This is a genomic window from Mesoterricola sp. JemC181 (assembly GCF_055384585.1).
This window is the reverse complement of the sequence record NZ_AP045076.1, coordinates 4,672,480-4,693,138: the sequence shown is the minus strand read 5'-3', so window position 1 is coordinate 4,693,138 and position 20,659 is coordinate 4,672,480. Positions and strand designations below refer to the sequence as shown.

14 protein-coding genes are annotated in these 20,659 nt (G+C 71.3%); 9 read left to right on the top strand and 5 right to left on the bottom strand.

The genetic code is table 11. The features are described from left to right. Positions 1-203: 203 nt before the first annotated feature. From ACZ5MC_RS20475 to ACZ5MC_RS20465, 3 genes are read left to right on the top strand one after another with little or no spacing between them, the layout of a single operon-like run. Positions 204-4,271, top strand: coding sequence for a DEAD/DEAH box helicase (locus tag ACZ5MC_RS20475; RefSeq protein WP_306597746.1), 4,068 nt, complete (start codon positions 204-206; stop codon positions 4,269-4,271). After that, positions 4,271-4,927 (top strand): CvfB family protein, encoded by a 657-nt coding sequence (locus tag ACZ5MC_RS20470; RefSeq protein ID WP_306597745.1) that lies wholly within the window; start codon positions 4,271-4,273, stop codon positions 4,925-4,927. Before ACZ5MC_RS20475 ends, ACZ5MC_RS20470 begins: the two co-directional genes overlap by 1 nt. 50 nt (positions 4,928-4,977) lie before the next feature. Further along, the gene (locus ACZ5MC_RS20465; protein WP_306597744.1) at positions 4,978-5,541 is read left to right on the top strand and encodes a hypothetical protein; all 564 of its coding nucleotides are present in this window, start codon (positions 4,978-4,980) and stop codon (positions 5,539-5,541) included. 211 nt (positions 5,542-5,752) lie between these two features. Here the strand turns inward: ACZ5MC_RS20465 and ACZ5MC_RS20460 are convergent, their stop codons facing one another. The 3 genes from ACZ5MC_RS20460 to ACZ5MC_RS20450 form a co-directional block, all read right to left on the bottom strand. After that, positions 5,753-6,112 carry a cupin domain-containing protein gene (locus tag ACZ5MC_RS20460; protein ID WP_306597743.1) on the bottom strand — a complete coding sequence of 120 codons (360 nt, stop codon included), beginning with the start codon at positions 6,110-6,112 and terminating at the stop codon, positions 5,753-5,755. A gap of 10 nt (positions 6,113-6,122) precedes the next feature. Beyond that, complete coding sequence (locus tag ACZ5MC_RS20455; RefSeq protein WP_306597742.1) at positions 6,123-6,839, bottom strand: efflux RND transporter periplasmic adaptor subunit; 717 nt, start codon at positions 6,837-6,839, stop codon at positions 6,123-6,125. Between the two features lie 116 nt (positions 6,840-6,955). Next, on the bottom strand, positions 6,956-11,236 hold the full coding sequence (locus tag ACZ5MC_RS20450) for a nitrate- and nitrite sensing domain-containing protein (RefSeq protein ID WP_464516657.1): 4,281 nt from the start codon (positions 11,234-11,236) through the stop codon (positions 6,956-6,958). A gap of 146 nt (positions 11,237-11,382) precedes the next feature. On the opposite strand from ACZ5MC_RS20450, the gene ACZ5MC_RS20445 reads away from it, so the two are divergent. The 6 genes from ACZ5MC_RS20445 to ACZ5MC_RS20420 all read left to right on the top strand — a co-directional run bounded on the left by ACZ5MC_RS20445 (position 11,383) and on the right by ACZ5MC_RS20420 (position 18,240). Then, complete coding sequence (locus tag ACZ5MC_RS20445) at positions 11,383-11,775, top strand: BlaI/MecI/CopY family transcriptional regulator (RefSeq protein WP_306597740.1); 393 nt, start codon at positions 11,383-11,385, stop codon at positions 11,773-11,775. Continuing rightward, on the top strand, positions 11,772-14,390 hold the full coding sequence (locus ACZ5MC_RS20440) for a M56 family metallopeptidase (protein WP_464516656.1): 2,619 nt from the start codon (positions 11,772-11,774) through the stop codon (positions 14,388-14,390). The genes ACZ5MC_RS20445 and ACZ5MC_RS20440 overlap by 4 nt, the downstream gene beginning before the upstream one ends. Before the next feature lie 97 nt (positions 14,391-14,487). Next, positions 14,488-15,129, top strand: a complete 642-nt coding sequence (locus ACZ5MC_RS20435) for a redox-sensing transcriptional repressor Rex (RefSeq protein WP_306597738.1) — start codon at positions 14,488-14,490, stop codon at positions 15,127-15,129. Positions 15,130-15,153: 24 nt separating this feature from the next. After that, complete coding sequence (locus tag ACZ5MC_RS20430; RefSeq protein WP_464516655.1) at positions 15,154-15,396, top strand: (2Fe-2S) ferredoxin domain-containing protein; 243 nt, start codon at positions 15,154-15,156, stop codon at positions 15,394-15,396. Further along, positions 15,393-17,078 (top strand): [Fe-Fe] hydrogenase large subunit C-terminal domain-containing protein, encoded by a 1,686-nt coding sequence (locus ACZ5MC_RS20425; protein ID WP_464516654.1) that lies wholly within the window; start codon positions 15,393-15,395, stop codon positions 17,076-17,078. Before ACZ5MC_RS20430 ends, ACZ5MC_RS20425 begins: the two co-directional genes overlap by 4 nt. Next, positions 17,068-18,240, top strand: a complete 1,173-nt coding sequence (locus ACZ5MC_RS20420) for a SpoIIE family protein phosphatase (protein ID WP_464516653.1) — start codon at positions 17,068-17,070, stop codon at positions 18,238-18,240. The genes ACZ5MC_RS20425 and ACZ5MC_RS20420 overlap by 11 nt, the downstream gene beginning before the upstream one ends. A gap of 10 nt (positions 18,241-18,250) precedes the next feature. Here the strand turns inward: ACZ5MC_RS20420 and ACZ5MC_RS20415 are convergent, their stop codons facing one another. Both ACZ5MC_RS20415 and ACZ5MC_RS20410 read right to left on the bottom strand, forming a co-directional pair. Then, complete coding sequence (locus ACZ5MC_RS20415) at positions 18,251-19,450, bottom strand: ATP-binding protein (protein WP_306597733.1); 1,200 nt, start codon at positions 19,448-19,450, stop codon at positions 18,251-18,253. A 403-nt stretch (positions 19,451-19,853) separates the two neighbouring features. Next, entirely contained in the window at positions 19,854-20,648 is a 795-nt protein-coding gene (locus tag ACZ5MC_RS20410) for an SDR family NAD(P)-dependent oxidoreductase (RefSeq protein WP_306597732.1), read from the bottom strand. Positions 20,649-20,659 lie beyond the last annotated feature (11 nt).

Below are 20,659 nucleotides of genomic sequence, written 5' to 3'. Positions count from 1 at the left end.
GGGCCCGGAAGGTGCGGTGGGCCGGGCCGTTCGAGGGGACCCGCGCCACGTGCGACGGGTTGCCGCGGGAGGCCGCCCAGGGCCTGGCCGGGTTCCTGAAGCCGGGCCTGGACGCGCTGGCGGAGCTCCCCGGGACGGCGGCGGAGGCCCCCCGGCCGAAAACTTCCGGCGCCAAAACTGCAGGAAGGGGTTAACCTGACCAGATGCCAGTTCTTTGGGTTTCCGATTTCGACCTGGACAAGCTCCAGTCCCTTCCTGAGGCGCTCCTGATGGCCATGGGCGCCATCGGCCAGGCCTCAGCCCGGGCCCATCTGGCCCAGACCCTCGTGCGCAGCCGCGTGGCTCCCCAGGCCGAGCCGTGGATCGCCAACCCCGCGGCCATGACGCCCATGCTCAGCCTCCTGCGGGAGGCGGGCCTCGCCCAGGAGGAGCACAAGGGCTTCTGGTCCGTGGCCGAGGCCGCCCGGGAGGCGGTGTGCCGCCGGGCCCACCGCAAGGGCCTGCTCAAGCCCCTCTCCGTGGCCGGGCAGTGCTCGTACGACGCCGGCAAGGTCCTCCTGGACACCCTGGGCCGGGACCTGGCGGCGTTCCGCCTGGCCTTCCTGGAGGGGCGCACCGAGGACTGGCTGACGGCCCAGGAGAAGGTCCGCGCCGCCCACCGGGCCGCGCTGGCCTTCCGGGACCCCCTGGCCCTCATCTGCTCCCGCCCCTTCGACGCGGCCTGGTTCGAGGCCCTGCCTCCGGCCCAGCAGAGCCACGGCGCCTGGGCCCTCCTGCACGACCAGACCGTGCACCACCACGCCAACGAGCCCTTCCGTGCCTGGCTGGAGGCCCGGAGCCGCACCCGGCCCAGCCCCCTGGGACCCATGCTGGAGTACCTGGTCATGGAAGGGCGGGTGGAGGAGGCCCGGACCCTGCTGGACAAGCTCCAGCCCAAGCAGCGCGCCCTGGTCCCCATCGCCCTGCTGGAGGCCGCCATGAACCTCGTCCAGGGCCAGACCGCGGCCGCCGCCGGCGGCTTCGAGACCGTCCTGGCCGCGCTCGGCCAGGGCAGCCGGCGCAAGGCGGTCCACCTGCCCGGGCTCATGGACATCTTCTGCTTCCTGGCCTTCGTGGGACGGGGGGACGACACCGGCCTGCGCATGGCCGCCGAGCGGCTGGAGCTCCTGGGCCGGCGCCAGCCCGGGGATCCCCTCAGCACCGTGGCCGAGCCCCTGCAGCGGCTCCTCCTCCACCGCACGGGCCTGCCCCTGCGCGAGGAACTCCCGCCCCGGGTCCGCCCCGCGGGGGTCATGCGGTTCGTGGACGTGCTCTGCGGCTACCTGTGCGAGGCCCGGATCGCCCCGGCCGCGCTCGAAGGCGCCCAGCAGGAGCTGGCCGGCCTGCCCCTGGGCCTGTTCGCCCGCGAGCTGGAGGAGATGGGCCGCCGCAGCCGCGGCGCGCTCTCCACGGGACGCTTCCCCTTCCTGGACCTGGTACAGCACAGCGAGAGCTGGGAGAAGGCCCTGGAGGACCTGCACGGCCTGGTCAAGCCCATGGCCAGCCAGCGCCCCGGGCGCCTGGCCTGGTGGGTGTGGCGCAACGCCGAAGGCAAGGCCCCCTTTATCATCGAGCCCCGGGAGCAGCGCCTGGACGCGCGCGGCCAGTGGACCCGCGGCAAGGCCATCTCCATGAAGCGGCTCAAGGAGGAGAGCCGCGCCTACGACTTCCTCCTGCCCCAGGACCAGGCCGTCATCGCCTGCGTGCGCGAGGGCTGGAAGGGCTTCGAGCTCAACCTGGACGGGGCCCTGCAGGCCCTGGTGGGCCACCCCCTGGTGTTCTGGACCGAAGGCGAAGTGGACCAGGCCTCCCGGGTGGAAGTGGTGGCCGGCCAGCCCGAGCTGCGCGTGACCCGCAAGGGGCAGGTGCTGGAGCTGCGCCTGGAGCCGCCCCTCGAGGAGGGCGATGTGATGGTGGTGAACGACGGGCTCTTCCGGGTGCGGGTCATCACCGTGACGTCCGCCCACCGCAAGCTCGAGGGCATCGTGGGCCACGGCCTCCAGGTGCCCCTGGCCGCCGAGGCCCAGGTGCTCAAGGCCCTGCGCGCCGTGGCCCCCATGGTGACCATCCACTCCGACGTGGCCGTCAAGGACGAGGCCGCCCGCAAGGCCGGCATGGCCAAGGTGGACGGCGACCCCGGCATCCAGCTCCTGCTCATGCCCTTCCACCAGGGCCTCAAGGCCCAGCTGCGCGTGGAGCCCCTGAAGGGGGGCGGCTACTACCCCCCGGGCCAGGGCGGCTCCAACCTCATGGTCGAGCACCAGGGCGCCACCCGCCTGGTGGCGCGCGACCTCCAGGCCGAGACCGCGGCGGCCGAGGCCCTGCTGGAGGCCCTGCCCACCCTGCCCCTGGAGGAGGGGCGCTCGGAGTGGATGATCGACGATCCCGAAAGCTGCATGACCCTCCTGCTGGAGCTGGAGAACGCCAAGGGCCTGGCCGCGGTGCAGTGGCCCGAGGGCGGGCGCCTCAGCCCGCCCCGCACCATCGGCATGGACGCCATGAGCCTGCGCCTGAAGCGCCACGGCACCTGGTTCGACGCCGAGGGGGAGCTCAAGCTGGACGAGGGCCGCGTGGCCAGCCTCCAGGAGCTCCTGCAGGCCTCGGAGAAGCCCGGGGCCCGCTTCGTGAAGCTGGGCGACGGCCGCGTCTACGCCCTGGCCGAGACCTTCCGCCGGCGCCTGGACGACCTGCGCGCCCTGGGCGAGGTGCAGGGCGGCGCCCTGCGGCTGCCCGGCCTGGGCGCCCTGGCCCTGGAGGGCCTGGCCGGCGAGTTGGGCGAGTTCAAGGCCGACAAGGCCTGGACGGGGCTCCTGGAGCGGCTCCACGGGGCCATGGGCCTGGAGCCCGCGGTCCCCGGGGGCCTCCAGGCCGAGCTCCGCCCCTACCAGACCGAAGGCTGTCACTGGATGCTGCGCCTGGCCGAGGCGGGCCTGGGGGCCTGCCTCGCCGACGACATGGGCCTGGGCAAGACCGTCCAGACCCTGGCCATGCTCCTCGCCCGGGCCGGGGCCGGCCCCGGCCTGGTCGTCGCCCCCACCAGCGTCTGCTCCAACTGGGAGGCCGAGGCGCAGAAGTTCGCGCCCCAGCTCAACGTGAAGCGCTTCGGGGAAGGGGACCGGGAGGCCTCCCTCAAGGGCGCCGGCCCCTACGACCTCTTCATCTGCACCTACGGCCTGCTCTCGCTCGAGGCCGAGCGGCTCCAGCGCATCCCCTGGGCCACCGCCGTGCTGGACGAGGGCCAGAACATCAAGAACGCCTTCACCAAGCGCAGCCAGGCCGTCATGGACCTCCAGGCCGGCTTCCGGGTGCTCCTGTCGGGCACGCCCGTGGAGAACCACCTGGCCGAGCTGTGGAACCTCTTCAACTTCCTCAACCCCGGCCTGCTGGGGTCCCTGGACCAGTTCCGCAAGCGGTTCCAGGAGCCCATCGAGCGGGACCAGGACGCCGAGGCGGTCTCGCGCCTGCGGCGCATCGTCAGCCCCTTCCTCCTGCGCCGCACCAAGGCCCAGGTGCTCACGGAGCTGCCGGCCCGCACCGAGATCGTGCTGGCCCTGGAGCCGTCGGAGGCCGAGATGGCCTTCCTGGAGGCCCTGCGCCGCCAGAGCCTGGAGGCCCTGGACGGAACCCCCGGCCAGACCATGCAGGTGCTGGCCTCCCTCATGCGCCTGCGCCGCGCCTGCTGCAACGTGTCCCTGGTGCAGGACAACGCCGACATCCCCTCCTCCAAGCTGGAGGCCTTCCTGGACCTGGTGGACGAGCTGCGCGAGAACGGCCACCGGGCCCTGGTCTTCAGTCAGTTCGTGGACCACCTGGGCCTGCTGCGCGCGGCCCTGGACGCCCGCGGCGTCAGCTACCAGTACCTGGACGGCTCCACCCCCGCCAAGAAGCGCAGCGCCGCCGTCAAGGCCTTCCAGGCCGGGGAGGGGGAGCTCTTCCTCATCAGCCTCAAGGCCGGCGGCACCGGGCTCAACCTCACGGGCGCCGACTACGTCATCCACATGGACCCCTGGTGGAACCCCGCCGTGGAGGACCAGGCCTCGGACCGCGCCCACCGCATCGGCCAGACCCGGCCCGTGACGGTGTACCGCCTCGTCCTCAAGGGCACCGTGGAGGAGAAGATCCTCAGGCTCCACGAACAGAAGCGGCAGCTCGCCGAGGACCTCCTCAGCGGCACCGCCGTCGCCGCCCAGCTCGACGCCGCCGCGCTGCTGGCCCTCCTGAAGGACGCCTGATGACCCACGAGCCCGTGAAGATCGGCGACGTCGCCTACCTGCGCATCGTTTCCGTCAAGGACGCCGGGGCCTTCCTGGCCTGGGGCCAGCCCAGGGACCTCCTCCTGCCCTGGAGCGAGGTGAAGTTCGAGCAGAAGCGCCGCATCGCCGAGGGGCGCAGGATCATGGTCTGCGTGTTCGAGGCCGACGACGGCCGGGTGGCGGCCTCGGCGCGCCTGGACGACTTCCTCCGGGACGAGGCCGAGGGCTACCGCGCCGGCGACAAGGTCACCGTCCTGGTGGACGAGCCCACCGACCTGGGCCTGCGGGTCATCGTGGACCACCGCTACTACGGCCTCGTGCACACGTCCGACCTCTTCGGAAGCCTGCCCCGGGGGCACCGGCAGGACGGCTGGGTCAAGGCCCTGCGCCCCGACGGCAAGCTCGACATCGCCCTTGCCGCCCCCGGCTACGCCAAGGTGGAGTCCGCCGCCGAGAAGGTCCTGGCCGTGCTGGCCCGCAAGGGCGGCCACCTGAAGGTGGGCGACAGGACCCCTCCCGAGGAGATCTACGCCCTGTTCGGCATCAGCAAGAAGGTCTTCAAGCAGACCCTGGGCGCCCTGTACAAGGGCCGGAAGATCACCATGGACGACGCGGGAATCCACCTGGCGGAGTAGCCGCGGCCGTCGATCCTGATATCGTGGTGCACCCGCCGAGGAGTCCCGCCATGCCGCTGACCACGGACGTGCTCATCCAGGAACTGGCCTTCGACACCGTCCCCACCGGCGGCACGCCGGCCCTGGCCCTCAAGGTCCAGCGCCTCACCGCGACCCTGGGCGACCCCTGGCTCGAGAAGATGTGCCGCCTGGGCCTTGCCGCCGCGGCCGGCAAGTCGCCGGTGGGCATCTCCTACGTAGCCTCCCGCTTCCTTCCCGACGGCGCAGAGCTGACCTTCAAGGCCGGGGAGGGGTTCATGAGCCTGAGCCCCACGCTCCGCCTGGAGGTGGCCGGGGAGGGCGCGGGGCAGGTGCGGATCAAGGTGGCCGAGATCCGTTCCGCCATGCCCGTGGAGAAGATCGTCGGCCCCTTCCTGGACAAGCTGATCGACAGCCTCTGCGCCCGCCCCGGCGTGCAGCGCCACCCCACGGAGCCCAGGGCCGTCCTGGTGTCGATGAATACGATGCTGCAGGCGCGGGGGCTGACGTTCAGCGAGGATGCCCTGTGGATGGTCAGCGGCCAGCCGGGGGAGTTGACCATTCAGCTCCAGTCCAAGGATCTGCCGCCCAGCTAGACATCATGTTCATCCTTCTTCATCGGCGTTCCTCCACGTTCCCTTCCTTGGAGCCGGGGCTTTCGGCGCGAGGGTCCATTGGCGTGGAGCGCCGCGGCTCCCTGCCCCCAAGAAGGGAACGGGGAGGAACGCCGATGGACTGGATAGAGGGGGATGGGGGAAGGCTGGTCAGACCCTGGACCCGATCACGACGAATGCCATACCAAAAAACCTAATCCCTGTGCACCGTGTCGGGATGGAACCCGGGCAGGCAAACCGCCACGTACTCCGCCCCCCCCGCCCCCGGCGCGCTGTAGCGCACCCACTGCCCCGCCCGGGTGATCACGGCCTGATTGGCCTGCACCTCGGTCACGCCCTCCCGGGTCTCCACCCGCAGGGTCCCGGCCAGCACCAGGGTGTACTCGTCGAACTCCGGCGTCTGCCCCGGCTCCATCCAGCCTTCGGAGGCCTTCATGCGGGCGATGCTCACCTCCGGGGTGCCCGAGGCCACGTTGCCCACGAACTCCTCGATGAGCTTGGGTTTGTTGCCCTCGGGGCGGAGGACGAAAGGCTGCGTGACGAGCTGGACCATGGGCTTCCTTTCAGGGGGCTTCGGGCAGGTCGACCAGGGCCTTCAGGCCGGCGCGCAGGCCCGGCGCGGGATCGCGCACCAGGAGCTTGAGCCGCATGAGGCCCGAGGCGTCCGGGCAGGGGGAGACCAGGACCACCTCGGCCTGCAGGGCGGTCATGCCCTCCGGGATGGACACGTGGACGGTGAGTTTCTGGCCGGGAACCAGGCGGGCGACCTTGTCGGGCCTGGCGGTGCAGAGGATGGTGGCCTTGCTCAGGTCCAGGATGCGGAACACCACCTGGGAGGCGCCCACGGCCTCGCCCAGCTCGCGGGTGCGCTCGACCACGAGGCCGTCGATGGGGGCGAGGATGGTGCGCAGGCGGACCTGCTCGGCGGCGGTCTCGAAATTGAGCCGCGCCAGCTCCAGGTCGATGCGGGACTCCATGGCCCTGGCCTCCGGGATCACCCGGTTGTCGAACAGGCTCCGGGCCCCCTTGGCCTCGTATTCGCGGCGGTCCAGCAGGGCCTTGGACCGCTTCATCTCCAGCTCCTCCAGCCGCGCATACAGCTGGGCCAGGGGCTGCCCCGCCTTGACGGTGTCCCCCTCGGCCGCCTTCAGGTCCACGACGTGGCTGGAGACGTGGGCGCTCACCTCCACCTTGCGGTAGGGCTGCACCGTGCCTTCCAGGGTCGGGGCCGCCGGGACCGGCAGGGCGAGGAGGAGGCAGAGAAGGGCGAAGCGGTGCATGGTGATCCCGGGATGACGTACCTCCAGGATAACCGCAGCTCCCGTAATTCTTCTGGATGTCGGTCCGGGCCGGCCCCTTCACCTCGGCGTAATCCGTTGGCGCGCAAGGGCGGACTTCAGAGCCGGAAGGCCTCCACCGAGGCCCGGAGGGTTTCGGCCAGCCGGGCCAGGTCCGTGGAGGCCTTGCGGATCTCCCCCACGCCCCGGGCGGTCTCCATGGTGGCGGTGGTGACGATGGCGATGCTCCGCGCCACCCCGTCCACGTCGTCCGCGGCGCGCCCGCTGGTGGCGGCCATGCCCGTGGTGCGGTCCGCCAGGTCCGCCATGTTCCGGGAGATGGTCCGCACCCCCAGGACGGCGTCCTGGACGTTGCGGCTCACCTCCTGGCCCCCGGTGGCGATCTCCCGCAGGTTGCGGCTGACGGTGTGGGTCCCGGCGGCGGCGACCTTGACGTTTCGGGAGACCTCCCCGGCGTTCTGCGCGGCCTCGGCGACTTTGGTGGAGATCCCGCCCGTGGTGCGGGTCTGCTCCTCAACCTCGACGGCGATGCCGGCGGAGATGGCGTTGATCTCGTCGATCACCGACACGATCCCCCCGATGGCCGCAACGGCCTGGCCCGTGCTCTCCTGGATCTCGGCCACGCGGGAGCGGATCTCCTCGGTGGCCGACGCGGTCTGCTTGGCGAGCTCCTTCACCTCGCCGGCCACCACGGCGAAGCCCTTGCCGGCATCGCCCGCGCTGGCGGCCTCGATGGTGGCGTTGAGGGCCAGGAGGTTGGTCTGGGCGGCGATGCCCTTGATGAGGTCCACCACCTTGCCCACCTCCTGGGCGCTGCGGCCCAGGTGGTCCATGATCCGCGCCGTGTCCCCGGCGGTGCGGGAGGCCCCGACGGCCACCGTGGCGGCCTTGCCGGCGCTTCGGGACACCTCCCGCAGGCTGGCGTCCATCTCCCGGATGGCCGCGGCCACCGAGTCCACGGCCCCCGTCATGGCCCCGGTGGAATCGGAGATCACGGCCATGCTGGACGACATCTGCTCCATGGATCCGCCCACCATGTCCAGGCTCACGCTCATCTCCTCCACCGCGGCCCCCGCGGTCTGGAGGCGCCCGTTGACCTGCTCGGACTCCGCCGCCACGGTGGCGCACTGGGCGTTGGTCTCGCCCACGCCCGCGGCCAGGTCCCGCACCTTGGCGTTGGCGCCCTGGGTGCCGGTCGAAGCCTGCTCGGCCTGCTTCAGGAGGCGCTCCGCGGTGCCGGCGATGACCGCGACGCTGGAGGAGAGCTCCTCCGACGCCGCGGCCAGGGTGTTGGAGGCCGAGCGGATCCCCGCCAGGGTCAGCCCCAGGCCCGCCACGGAGTTGTTCATGGCGTCGCCCAGCTCCTTGAAGTCGCCCCGGTAGTCCCCCGCGATGCGTTGGGTGAGGTCGCCCCGCTCCAGGGCCCCCACCACCCGGATCACCTCCCGGATGGGGGTGACCACGGCGTCGAGGGTGGCGTTGAACCCCGCCAGCAGCTCGCCGTAGGCGCCCATGGCGCCGTCCGTGCCGGCCCGGGCGCCCAGGTCCCCCTCGCGGGCCGAGCCGATGACGGCCCGGGTCTGGCGCAGCATGCCGTCCAGGGCGTCGATGCACCGGTTGAGGTTCGTCTTGATGGTGTTGAAGTCGCCGCGGTAGTCGGCGGTGATGCGCGGAGGGATGTCGCCCCGGGAGATGCGGTCCACGCAGTCCGCGGCCACGGTGAGCGGCCCGATGACGGCGTCGAGCGTGTCGTTGACGCCCTGGACGACCCTGCGGTAGTCGCCCTGGTGCCTGGAGGCGTCGGCGCGGGTGGCCAGCTGGCCCTCCACCGCCGCCCGGCTCAGCATGGCCGCATCGGCCACCAGGGCCTCCACGGCCCCGATGCACTGGTTGAGGTTGTTCTTGATCTCGTTGAAGTCGCCGCGGTAGTCGGCGGTGATGCGCGGGGGGAGGTCGCCCTTGGAGAGGCGGTCCACGTAGCCCGCGGCCACGTTGAGGGGGCCGATGACGGCGTCCAGGGTGTCGTTGACGCCCTGCACGATGCGCCGGAAGTCCCCCTGGTGCCGGGAGGCGTCGGCGCGGGTGGCCAATTGGCCCTCCACCGCCGCGCGGCTCAGCATGGCCGCGTCGGCCACCAGGGCCCCCACGGCGTCGATGCACCGGTTGAGGCTGTTCTTGATCTCGTTGAAGTCGCCGTAGTAGGTCCCGGTGATCCGGCCCGGGACGTCCCCCTTGGAGATGCGGTCCACGTGGTCCGCGGCCACGCGGAGGGGGCCGATGACGGCGTCCAGGGTGTCGTTGACGCCCTGCACGATGCGGCGGAAGTCCCCCTGATGACGGGAGGCGTCGGCGCGGGTGGCCAGCCGGCCCTCCACCGCTGCGCCGCTCAGCATGGCCGCGTCGGCCACCAGGGCGCCCACGGCGCCGATGCACCGGTTGAGGCTGGCCTTGATCTCGTTGAAGTCCCCCCGGTACTCGGCTTCGATCCTCGGTGGGAGGTCGCCCCTGGAGATCCGGTCCACGTGGTCCGCGGCCATCCGGAGCGGGCCGATGACCGCGTCGAGGGTGTCGTTGACGCCCTGGACGATGCGCCGGAAATCGCCCTGGTGCCTGGAGGCGTCGGCGCGGGTGGCCAGCTGGCCCTCCACCGCCGCCCGGCTCAGCATCCCCGCGTCGGCCACCAGGGCGCCCACGGCGTCGATGCACTGGTTGAGGTTGTTCTTCAGCTCGTTGAAGTCGCCCCGGTAGTCGGCGGTGATGCGCGGGGGGAGGTCGCCCTTGGAGATGCGGTCCACGTGCCCTGCGGCCTCGCTGAGCGGCCCGATGACGGCGTCGAGGGTGTCGTTGACGCCCTGGACGATGCGCCGGAAATCGCCCTGGTGCCGGGACGCGTCGGCGCGGGTGGCCAGCTGGCCCTCCACCGCCGCGCGGCTCAGCATGCCCGCGTCGGCCACCAGGGCCCCCACGGCGTCGATGCACCGGTTGAGGTTGTTCTTCAGCCCGTTGAAGTCGCCGGGGTAGTCGGCGGTGATGCGCGGGGGAAGATCGCCCTTGGAGATGCGGTCCACGTGGTCGGCGGCGGCGTTGAGCGGCCCGATGACGGCGTCGAGGGTGTCGTTGACGCCCTGGACGATCCTGCGGAAGTCCCCCTGGTGCTTGGACGCGTCGGCGCGGGTGGCCAGCTTGCCCTCCACCCCGGCCCGGCTCAGCATGCCCGCGTCGGCCACCAGCGCGTTGACGGCCCCGGTGCAGCGGTTGAGGTTGTCCCGGATCTCGTTGAACTCGCCATAGTAGGTTTCCGTGATGCGGCCGGGGATGTCCCCGGCGGAGATGCGCCCCAGGGAGGCCGAGCACACCTGGAGGGGCCGGATGATCCCCCTGGCCAGGGTCACCGCCAGGAACACGGACAGGCCCAGCGCCAGCGCCATCACCAGGGCCGCACGCGCCATGCCGCGCCGGGCATGGTCCAGGCTGGCCTGCACCATGGCCCGCAGATCGGCGCCCATGCGGGCCTCCACCGCCTTCAGGGCGTCGATGCGGGCCGTGGCGAGCCGGAACCACTGGGCCGAATCCGCCCCGAAGCCGCCCTGCCCGCCCCGGTCGAAGGCCACCGCCCGGAACCCGTCCACGCCCGCGGCGAAGGGCCCCTTCAGCTCCCTGTCGAGGAAGGCCGCCTGGGCGGGGGCCGCCAGGCTCCGGAAGGTCTGGACGCCGGCCTCCTGCTGGCCCACCAGGGAGCAGAAGCGCCGGAACAGGCCCTCCTGGAAGCGGTCGGCGGTGAAGGCCGTGTTGAGTGTGGCCCGCTCGATGCCCGACTGCTCCTTCACGCGCATCACCTGGAGGTAGGCCTGGGAGGTCGAGAAGAGCCCGAGATCCCGCGTGTTCCGGGGGATCTCCTCCACCACCTCCAGAAGGCCGCCGATGAGTCCTGAATAATTGGCCACGTGTTGGGGCGGGGCCACCGCCAAGGCGTCCGCCGACTGCCGCCAGCCTGTCAGCTTGTTCAGGCTCCCGTCCGCCCTGCGCACCTTGGCAAGGACGCCCGGCGCCTGGGCCCCCAGGTCCAGGCCCGAAAGGGTCCCCCGGAGGTCCGAGATGCGCAGGTCCGCCTGCTTTCGCGCCGCCGCCTTCTCGTCCACGAACCGCTTCCCGCCGCTGCTCAGATATCCGGCCGTGGCGCCGCGTTCCTTCTGGAGCTCGTGGACCACGTCGCCCACCCGGACGCACACCTCCGCGAGGGCCATGGCCGCCCGGGACTCCCGGTAGGCCTTCAGGCTCCCCAGGGCGTCGGCCACGCAGTAGATGGCGAGGAAGGCCACCGGGATCGCCACCATGGCGGCGAGCCGCCCCCGGATCGTGCCCCGAACGTCGATGGACATGGCTGCCTCCGCTGCCGCGCCGTGAGGCGGGCAGAGGAATTTTCGGCACGGATGCCCTGCCCATGAGTTTCCGAGGAAATTAATATTCCGGGCCCTTGACACCTACGAATAGGTTCGTATCTTTGCTTCATCACCCCGGAGTCTCCATGAGCCCCGATCCCATCCGTCCCTCGGACGGCGAGCTCGCCATCCTGAGCGTCCTCTGGCGCCGGGGCCCCTCCACCGTGCGGGACGTGCACACGGAACTGGCCCGGGAACGCGACCTGGGCTACACCACCGTCCTGAAGCTCATGCAGATCATGGCGGACAAGGGCCTGGTCACGAGGGACGCCTCGGCCATGACCCACGTCTACCGCGCGGCCCGGGACCAGGAGCCCACCCAGGCCTTCCTGGTGCAGGACCTGGTCCGCCGGGCCTTCGGAGGCAGCGCCAAGGACCTCATGGTCCGGGCCCTGGAGTCCCAGGCGGCGTCTCCGGAGGAGTGGGAGGAGATCCAGCGGATGCTGGACAAGGCCCGCCGGAAGGCGGAGGCGCCATGAGCACCGCCGCCCTCGCCCCGTGGCTCCAGGCCTTCGCCTGGGGGCTGGTGCACTTCCTCTGGGAGGGCGCCCTCATCGGGTGCGCCGCCTTCCTGGCGCTGCGCTTCGCGCACCGTCCCCAGACCCGGTACCTGGTGGGCTGCCTGGGCCTCCTGGCCATGGTCCTGGCCTTCCTGGCCACCGTCGCCGCGGCGCGGCCGGAGGCCCTGGCCATCGAGCCGGCGGCGACGTTCTCCGGGGTCGTCACCGTGCTGCCACCGGATCTCCGGGAGCAGCTCCATGCGCGGCTGCCGTGGATCCTCCTGGCCTGGTCCGCCGGCAGCGGTGCCCTGGCCCTGAGGCTGGGGGCGGGTCTCCTTTGGCTCTACGGGCCCTGCCTGCAAGGAGCCCGCCCCGCGCCCGCCGCCCTCGAGGCCAGCCTGGAGCGCCTCCGCGAGGCCTTCCGTCACGCCCGCCCCGTGCGGCTGGTGGTCTCCGACCTCGTGGACTCGCCCCTGGTGGTGGGCTTCTGGCGGGCCGTCATCCTCGTGCCCGCCGCCGCCCTCCTGGCCCTGCCGGAGGCCTCCCTGGAGGCCGTCCTCGCCCACGAACTCGCCCACATCACGCGCCGGGATTTCCTCGTGAACTTCCTCCAGAACGTCGCGGAGGTCGTCTTCTTCTACCACCCCGCCGTGTGGTGGCTCTCCCGCGAGATCCGCGCGGAGCGGGAGCACTGCTGCGACGACGCCGCCGCGGCCCACTGCGGCGGGGGCCTGCGCTTCGCCCAGGCCCTGGCGGACCTGGAGGCCCTGCGCCACGGCCCACCCACCCAGCTGGCCCCCTCGGGCCACGGAGGCTCCCTCATGCACCGCATCAAACGCCTGCTCATTCCGATGCTTCCCACCCAGACCCTCACCCGCCCCGGGCTCCTCGCCCTGGCCGCCGTCACCGTCCTCGCCAACGGCGTCCACTGGACGCCCCTCGTGGCCGCGCCTCCGGAACCGCCCCTGAAGCCCGCCGTGGTTTCGCTCCAGGCCGCGCCCGCGGCCCCCGCCCAGGCCGAGCCCACCCGTGCCGCCCTCTACCAGCTGCCGCTGGAGGACCCGCCCGACGCCGCGGCGCGGTCCTCCGCGGCCCCCCTCCCCGCCCCCCTCCCGGTGCCCGATGGTCCCGTCCCGGCCCCCGCTCCCCGCCCAGGGGCCGCCCTTGGCCAGGCCCCGAGAATCTGGCGCTTCACGGGGATGATCCCGGCCTTCGATTCCGCCAGGTTCTTCAGGGGCGTCGCCTCCATCTACGGGGGGGAGGCGTATTTCGAGATCCCGCCCCACTCCCGGCTCACGCTCACGATCCGGCCGGATGGCGACGAACCCTACAGGGGCTACAAGCTTCTGGTGGGACGGAAGGGCCACCCGGAGGAGAACGACCTACGCTGGCTCGAGAACACTTCCGACCAGACCCAATACGTGGGCGTGGGCGTATGTCCGCCCCTGATCGAGAGGCGCCATGGCGCTTTCATCGCCATGCCCGGGGGGCCCTTCATCCTGGAGGTGGAGCGGAGTTGGGATCCGGCCGCCCAGGATCCCAGGGCGAAGGCGGTGCCCTTCACCCAGGCGGCCATCAAGGCGCTGCCCCTGGTCAAGCTCGGTTCCATGCAGGTGCGGTTCCACCCGCGCAGCCTTGACTACCCCCCCACGGCCCAGGCCGCCCGGATCGAGGGCCTGGTCCGGCTGGAACTGGTGGTGGACCGGGAGGGCTGGCCAGTCCAGGTGACGGCCAAGGATGGGCCGGCCGGGCTCCGTGCCGCCGCCGAGGACTATGGCTGGCGCTTCTGCTTTTCCTCGCCGCCGGCCCGGATGAAGTACAAGGCCGTGCGGGTGGAGCTGGATGTGGACTTCCGCCTGGGCCAGGCCGGCCCCTCCACCCTGGACTCCCCGGCACCGCACTCCCCCTTCCGGTTCAATGGCGTGTTCATTCCGGCCCACGCGGCCATGGCCACCATCCAGGGCAACGCCAGCCGGAACCGGTTCTTCTCCTTCGAGATCCCGGCCAACGCCCGCCTCGGCCTGGACGTGAAGGCCGCCGGCGAGATCCCCCGGTCCAAGTACCGCCTGGAGGTGGTGCGCCAGGACGGACCGCGCGGCTTCAACGAGCGCGCCTTCAACAATACGTCCGGCCACGCCGTCATCGTCGACGTGGAGGTCCTGCCCAGCCGGAAGGCCAACGACGGACCCGGCCTGTCCCAGGACGCCATCGAGGCGGGCCCCTTCACGCTCCAGGTGACCCGCACCTGGGATCCCGCCGCCCAGGATCCCCGCGCCAAGGCCGCGCCCTTCCCGAAGGGCGGCCTGGAGGCGCTCCCCGAGGTGCCCATGGCCGATCTCCAGGTGGCCTACCGCCCCGAGAAACCCACCTATCCGCCGGAGGCGCTGGCCGCCAAGGCCGAGGCCGCCGTGAGGCTGCGGGTGGCGGTGGGCAGGGACGGCATCCCCCTCCACGTGGAGAGCGAGGGCGGCGCCCCGGAATTCCGGGCGGCCGCGGAGGCCTTCGCCTGGCGGTGGGTGTTCTTCCCGCCCACCATCGGGAAGGAGAACCGGGCCGTGCGGGTCTCCTTCGGCGTCAATTTCAAGCTCAATTAAAACAATAAATATTATCAACGGCTTGACATCCCGGCCGGCCGGTCCACAATTGCTACCATGGTATCGATACCATGGTAGCAATTGATATGGAGGCGGCATGGCCTACGGATACAAGATCGGGAGCCTCCCCCTCACAACCGTCCAGCGCCTCCCCAGCTACCTGCGCGTGGTGCGCGAGATGCGCCGCCTGGGTCGCGAAGTGGTGTCCAGCGCGCGCCTGGGCGAGCTGCTCGGCCTGGAGGCCGTGCAGGTGCGCAAGGACTTCGGCTTCATCGGCATCTCCGGGCTGCCCAAGATGGGCTACCAGGTGGAGGAGCTGGTGCTGGCCATCGAGCACTGCCTGAACTGGAACCAGGTGCGGGACGCGGTGCTGGTGGGCGTGGGCCACCTGGGCATGGCGCTCCTGGGCTACGAGGGCTTCCGGGCCCACGGGCTGGACATCTGCGCCGCCTTCGACATCGACCCCGCCCTGGCGGGGCTGGTGGTGAACAGCACCCCCGTGTGGCACATGGACCGGCTGGAGCCCGAGCTGCGCCGGCTCGGCGCGCGCATGGCCATCCTCACCGTCTCCCCCGACGCCGCCCAGGAGGTGGCCCTGCGCCTGGCCCGGGCCGGCGTCGAGGGCATCTGGAACTTCACCGGCTGTCCCCTGGACCTGCCCCCGGGCGTCATCGTCCAGGACCAGGACATCGCCATCGGCCTCGCCGTGCTCTCCGCCAAACTCTCCTCCCGGACCTAGGTCCGCCTCACGAAAGGGCATCCCATGCCTGATGCCGAAGGCCTGCCCACCCTCACCATCTGCCTCGGCAGCTCCTGCTTCACCCGGGGCAACGACGAGACGCTGCCCCGCCTCCAGGCCTTCCTGAAGCGCAAGGGCCTGGAGGACCGCGTGGCCCTCAAGGGCGCCCGGTGCGAGGGCCGGTGCCAGCACGGTCCGAACCTGCGCCTGGGGGACACCTTCCTGGATCCGTCCACCTGCCTGGAGGACCTGGGGAAGGCGCTGTGAGGCCCGGCCCGGTCTACTCCGAGCAGGCCCAGTGCCAGGACTGCTACAAGTGCGTGCGGGCCTGTCCCGTGAAGGCCATCCGGGTCAGCGCCGCCCACGCCACGGTCATGCCCGAGCGGTGCCTGGCCTGCGGGGCCTGCGTCTCGGCCTGCCCCAGCGGGGCCAAGCGGGTGCGGGACGACCTGCCCCTGGTGGAGGCGCTGCTGCGGGGGGACCGGCCCGTGGTGGTGTCCCTGGCGCCCTCCTACGTCGGCGAATTCCCGGGCGGTCCCGGGCGGATCATCGCGGCCCTCAAGCGCCTGGGCTTCGCGGGGGTGAGCGAGACCGCGCTGGGGGCCCAGGAGGTGTCGGCGCGCCTGGCGCGGGACCTGGACGCCCACACCGGCAGGATCTGGATATCGACCGCGTGCCCCGTGGCCGTGGACTATGTGCGCACGTACCTGCCGGAGCGCATCGCCGACCTGACGCCCCTGGACTCGCCGCTGCTGGCCCACGTGCGGCTCCTGCGGGCGGAGCTGGGGGACATGCCGGTGGTCTTCATCGGCCCCTGCATCGCCAAGAAGCTGGAGGTGGAGGACGCTCCCACCCTGGCCGCCGCCCTCACCTTCGAGGACCTGCGGGCCTGGCTGGCCCGGGAGGGCATCGACCCCCTGGACCTGGAACCCGGAGGCGCCTTCCTCCTGGGCTCGGCCGCCGAGGGGGCCCTCTACCCCATCGAGGGGGGCATGGCCCGGGCCACGGCCCTCAGCATGGCCACCCGCGGCACCCGCTTCGTCACCCTCAGCGGCCTGGGCCCCATCCGGGAGGCGCTGGCGGACCTGCCCCCGCCCCGGGGCAACCTCTTCCTGGAGCTGCTGGCCTGCGCCGGCGGCTGCGTGAACGGTCCGGCCGCGCGGCGCTCCCCCGTGGCGGCCCGCATGGCGGTGCTGGACGGGGCCGCCGAAGCCGCCGGCGCCTACCCGCGGGAACCCGGCGTCCCCCTGGCCCGGGCCTTCGCCCCCCGCGTCCCCCCCGGAGACCCGGTCCCCGAGGGCCAGCTGGAGGCCGCCCTGCGCCGCCTGGGCAAGGCGGGCCCCGGGGACGAGCTGAACTGCGGGGCCTGCGGGTACGACACCTGCCGGGACCTGGCCGGCGCCATCCTGGGAGGCCGGGCGGAAACCCGCATGTGCGTTTCCAACCTGCGCCGCCTGGCCGAGAAGAAGGCCAACGCCCTGCTGCGCACCCTCCCCTTCGGGGTGGTGATCGTGGACGAGGAGCTGCGCATCATCGAGAGCAATGACCAGTTCGTGCGCCTCCTGGGCGCGGAGGCGGAGCTGGTGGCCGAGACCCAGCCGGGCCTGTGCGGCGCCAGGATCGACAAGCTCGTGGACTTCGGCGCCCGCTTCCGGGAGGTCCTGGAGGGCGGCGACGAACTGATCCGCCAGAACCTCGCCAGCGCCGGCGGGACGCTGAGCGCCACCATCTTCACGGTGGAGCCGGGACGGGTGGTGGGGGCCCTCCTCCTGGACGTCACGGAGACCGAGGCCCGGCAGAAGGAGATGGTGGGCAAGGCCGAGGAGGTCATCCACAACATGCTGGCCAACGCCCAGGAGATCGCCTTCAGCCTGGGGCGCAACGCGGCGCGCAGCGAGGGGATCCTCAACTCGATCATCGCCGAGTTCCGGGGGCCCCATGGAGCCTGAGGCCCGCTTCATCGAGGTGGACCACTTCGGGCTCCCCTGCGGCGGCGAGCACCTGTCGGGCGACCTGTTCCACTCCCGCAGCCTGGAGGACGGCCACCGGGTGGTGTCGGTGCTGGCCGACGGCCTCAGCAGCGGCGTGGAGGCCGCGGTGCTGGCCTCGGTGACGGCCTCCATGGCCCTGGAGTACGTGGAGTGGAACATCGACACCGCCCAGGCCGCCGCCATCCTCATGGACTCCCTGCCGGTGGACCCCGTGCGCCGCATCAGCTACTCCACCTTCACCATCGTGGACGCGCGCCGGGACGGGCGCACCCGGGTCTTCGAGCACGGCAACCCGCCCATCATGCTCATCCGCGACGGGGCCCTGGTGCCCCTGGAGCGCACCGTCCTGGCCCAGCCCCGGTGGGGGAACCGGCGCCTGCGCGTGAGCGAGTTCCAGAGCAGCGTGGGCGACCGCATCGTGCTCTGCTCGGACGGGGTGACCCAGTCCGGCATGGGCACCCCGGCCCACCCCCTGGGCTGGGGGGAGCCGGAGGCCGCCGCCTTCGCCCTGGGCAGGCTGGCCCGCACCCCGGACCTCTCCAGCCGGCGCCTGGCGGAACTCCTGGTGGACCGGGCCCTGTGGAACGACGGCGGCGCGGCCGGGGACGACATCACCTGCGGCATCATCCACCTGCGCCGCCCCCGGGTGCTCCAGGTACTTACGGGCCCGCCCTTCGACCGGGCCCGGGACCGGGACTTCGCGGCCCTGGTGGACGCCCCCGGTTCGCGCAAGGTGGTGTGCGGCGGCACCACCTCCAACATCCTGGCCCGGGAGCTGAACCGGGAGGTGGAGATGGACCTCTCCCTCCACGACCGGGAGGTGCCCGCCCCCTCCGCCATGGCCGGCGTGGAACTGGTCACCGAAGGCTGCCTGACCCTCGCCAAGGTCTCCGAATACCTGGAGGCCGGCGCCTGCCCGCGGCGCAACGCCGCCTCGCGCCTGGTGGAGCTCCTCCTGGAATCGGACGTCATCCACTTCCAGGTGGGCACCGCCGTGAACGAGGCCCACCAGGACCCGGCCCTGCCCGTGGAGCTCGACATCCGCCGCAACGTCATCAGGCGCGTCGCCGCGCTCCTGGAGACCCGGCACCTGAAGAAGACGCGGGTCTCCTACTACTGAATCAGGGGGCTCACAGGAGCTGGCTCAGCAGGGTGAGGGCAGGCACCACAAGGGGCCCGCGGGCCGCGAAGCAGTCCGCATCCACGTAGGGCAGGCCGAGGACGGCCTGGAAGGCATGCGGTGCCGCGGTCTGCTCCTGGAAATGGGCCAGGGCCGGCGACAGGCGGGTCTCGCTCTTCTTGACCTCCACCAGGAACCAGGGCTTCTGGTCCCGGATGACCAGCAGGTCCACCTCCCGTTTCTGCTTGTCCCGGAGGTAGCGAAGTTCGAATTCGCCCAGGCCCAGGTCGGTCCAGCCTTCCACCGCCTTCAGCAGATGGCAGGCCACCAGCGTCTCGGCCCGGGCCCCGTCGTCGGTGATGCCGCTCCAGTCCCGCAGGAACCACTTGGGCTCCTTGCGCAGGGACTTGGCGACATTCGTGAACCAGGGCCGGACCAGGAACCCGAAGTGCAGCCGGGCCAGGAGGTCCACCCAGCGACGAACCGTCTCAGGAGCCACGCCCAGTTCCGCCGCCAGATTGGCATGGACGAGCTGCTGGCCGCTGCGCTCGGCCAGGATCCGCATCAACGTCTCCATGCTTCCCAGTTCCTGGACCCGGGTGACCTCCCGCAGGTCCTCCCGCGCGAGCTGGTCCATGCGCAGGGAACGCCAGCGGCGGGTGAAGCGGACATCACGGCGCACGAACGGTTCCGGAAACCCGCCATGGGTCCAGAGCGCCTCCCAGTCCTCCGGCGGGATGGGAACCGGGGGACGGATCTCCTGGTCCGGTACCTCCACCCGGACGCACTCGGCCACGGACCAGGGATGCATGCGATAGAGCAGGTAGCGCCCCATGAGGCTGTCGCCCCCGCGCCTGAACACGTCCAGGCGGGAACTGCCCGTCACCAGGACCTGGGCCCGGTCATGGTAGGTGTCGAAAAAACCCTTCAGAAGCTGTTTCCACTTGGAGTACTTGTGGAGCTCGTCCAGGACGACCCTCACCGGTTCCGTCCGCAGGCGGTCCAGCCCCAGACGCTCCGCCAGGGCCCCGGGCCCCAGGAGGAGCATGCGTCGGTCATCCTGGTTGTCCCAATTGAAATAGGCTGTCCCCACGGCCCGGCAGGCGGTGGTTTTGCCCACCTGACGCGCCCCGCTGACCAGGGCCATCTGCCGGTTCCTCCGGAAGTGGTCCTCCAGCACGGTGGCGTACAAACGAGGGCGGTCGCTCATGGGACCATTTTTATATAATTCGTCTTTTAGTCCAGACTTTTTTAAGTATAAGTTACTTTTGGTCCTGGAGCCATTCGTGCCCGGCCCCAACCCTGGCCGCGCCCGGAGGACTTCCTTGCTACAATTCCTCCAAATCCAGTCACTTATCGTGCGCAATGGGAATCCCCAGGAGGCTCTCCATGCCCATCCTCATCCGGCTCCCGGCGGCGATGCTGCTTCCAGACGACCCCGGGGCCGCGGGGGACGCGGGTTCCCTCCTCCCCAGCAGCCCCCGGCCGGAGCCAAGACGGTCCCCCCGGAGGCCTGGCGCCCGCCTCCGGTGGAGCCGGACCGGGCCTGAAACGGAAACGGGCCGCCCGGACAGGAGTCCGGGACGGCCCGTTTCATCGTGCGGTGCTCCAGCCTACTTGGCGATGCCCTTGGGATAGCACAGACCACCGGTGATCTCGATGGTCGTGGCGTTCAGGGCCTCGTTCTCGGCGGCGGTGCCGATGATGGACGCGATCTCGTCGGGGGAGACGAGGCGGCCCAGGTGCACGTCCTCCAGGATGCTCTTGAGGGCCTCCTGGTTCATGCCGGTGAGCATGGGCGTGGCGGTGTAGCCCGGCGCGATGGCGACGCAGCGGACGTTGCGGATGCCGCGCATGAGGAACTCCCCGATGATGATCTTGGGCATCAGGGCGTCGGCGACCTTGGCCGAGGAGTAGTTGATCTGGCCGACCTGGCCGCACTTGTTCACGGAGGAGATGGGCACGAGCAGCCCGGGCCATCCGCCGTTGACCATGGCCTCGGCGGCGTCGCGCATGGTGAGGAACGTGCCGGTGAGGTTGGTGTCGATGACGGCGGCCCACTTGTCCAGGCCCAGCTTCTTGGAGACCTGGCCGGTCTCCTTGTCCAGGCTCAGCATCGTCCCGTCCCGGATGATGCCGGCGCTGGACACGCAGATGTTGAGCTGGCCGAAGGCCTCCAGGGTGCCCTGGATGAAGCGGGCCGTATCGGCCTCGCTGGTCACGTTGGCCTGGATGCCGATGCACTCGGCGCCCATCTCCTTCACGTCCTTGACGACGCGGTCGATGTTCTTCTGCACCATGTCGACGATGGCGACCTTGGCGCCCCGCTTGGCGAAGTACTTGACCACGGCCTCGCCGATGCCATTGCCTCCGCCCGTTACGAGAACGACGCTACCTTTGATTTCCATAATGGATTCCC

Coding starts and splice junctions, on each gene's coding strand:
- ACZ5MC_RS20430 (WP_464516655.1), top strand. CDS start 15,154: ATGCCTGATGCCGAAGGCCTGCCCACCCTCACCATCTGCCTCGGCAGC.
- ACZ5MC_RS20470 (WP_306597745.1), top strand. CDS start 4,271: ATGACCCACGAGCCCGTGAAGATCGGCGACGTCGCCTACCTGCGCATC.
- ACZ5MC_RS20475 (WP_306597746.1), top strand. CDS start 204: ATGCCAGTTCTTTGGGTTTCCGATTTCGACCTGGACAAGCTCCAGTCC.
- ACZ5MC_RS20445 (WP_306597740.1), top strand. CDS start 11,383: ATGAGCCCCGATCCCATCCGTCCCTCGGACGGCGAGCTCGCCATCCTG.
- ACZ5MC_RS20440 (WP_464516656.1), top strand. CDS start 11,772: ATGAGCACCGCCGCCCTCGCCCCGTGGCTCCAGGCCTTCGCCTGGGGG.
- ACZ5MC_RS20465 (WP_306597744.1), top strand. CDS start 4,978: ATGCCGCTGACCACGGACGTGCTCATCCAGGAACTGGCCTTCGACACC.
- ACZ5MC_RS20460 (WP_306597743.1), bottom strand. CDS start 6,112: ATGGTCCAGCTCGTCACGCAGCCTTTCGTCCTCCGCCCCGAGGGCAAC.
- ACZ5MC_RS20455 (WP_306597742.1), bottom strand. CDS start 6,839: ATGCACCGCTTCGCCCTTCTCTGCCTCCTCCTCGCCCTGCCGGTCCCG.
- ACZ5MC_RS20450 (WP_464516657.1), bottom strand. CDS start 11,236: ATGTCCATCGACGTTCGGGGCACGATCCGGGGGCGGCTCGCCGCCATG.
- ACZ5MC_RS20420 (WP_464516653.1), top strand. CDS start 17,068: ATGGAGCCTGAGGCCCGCTTCATCGAGGTGGACCACTTCGGGCTCCCC.
- ACZ5MC_RS20415 (WP_306597733.1), bottom strand. CDS start 19,450: ATGAGCGACCGCCCTCGTTTGTACGCCACCGTGCTGGAGGACCACTTC.
- ACZ5MC_RS20410 (WP_306597732.1), bottom strand. CDS start 20,648: ATGGAAATCAAAGGTAGCGTCGTTCTCGTAACGGGCGGAGGCAATGGC.
- ACZ5MC_RS20435 (WP_306597738.1), top strand. CDS start 14,488: ATGGCCTACGGATACAAGATCGGGAGCCTCCCCCTCACAACCGTCCAG.